Genomic DNA, 754 nt, shown 5'->3' with positions numbered 1-754 from the left:
TAGAGCAGGACGATCGGTACGGTGGTCAGCACGACCGAGGCCGCGATGGCCGGGATGTTGACGCCGAACTGGCCCTGGAAGCTGGCCAGCGCGAGCGGAATCGTGCGCTGATCGGGGCTCTGAGTGAGCACCAATGGCAGCAGGAACCCGTTCCAGATACCCAGGCCGTTGTAGATGACCACAGTGACCAGCGCGGGCCGGGTGAGTGGGAACGCCAGCCGCCACAGGGTGCCCCATTCGGTGGCGCCGTCCATCCGCATCGACTCGAACAGTTCCTTCGGCACGTCGCGGATGAAGTTCGACAGCACCAGCACGCTCAGCGGGATGGCGAACGCGATCGAGGGCAGGATGATCGCGGCCAGGGTGTCGTACATCTGCAAGCGGATGATGATCAGGTAGACCGGGATGATCACCGCCTGCAGCGGAATGGCCAGACCCAACAGGAACAGCGCGTTCACGCCCTTGAGGAACCGGTTACCGACCCCCCGGACAATGGCGTACGCGGCCATGAAGCTGATCACCGTGGCCGGGATGACCGCCCCGATCGTGACCACCGCGCTGTTGGCGAAGTACCGGACGAAGTCGTTCTCGACCACCAGCTGGTAGTTCTCGAACGTCAGGTCGGACGGTGGCGCCAGTGGGTTCGTACCGAAGTAATTGGCTTGGGTCTTGAAGCTGGTGATGACGATCCAGTAGAGCGGGATCATCACGATCAGCAGCCAGATCCAGGCGAACGAGCCACCGAGCCAGTTGA

General features: G+C 62.9%; 1 protein-coding gene. It reads right to left on the bottom strand.

Annotated features, from left to right (window positions below; all coding sequences use genetic code 11):
- A partial coding sequence (locus M1L60_RS46720) for a carbohydrate ABC transporter permease (protein WP_253244078.1) occupies positions 1-754 on the bottom strand: 754 nt, incomplete at both ends.

Source organism: Paractinoplanes aksuensis, assembly GCF_024137025.1.
Classification (GTDB): domain Bacteria; phylum Actinomycetota; class Actinomycetes; order Mycobacteriales; family Micromonosporaceae; genus Actinoplanes; species Actinoplanes aksuensis.
This window is presented reverse-complemented; position numbering and strand designations above follow the sequence as displayed.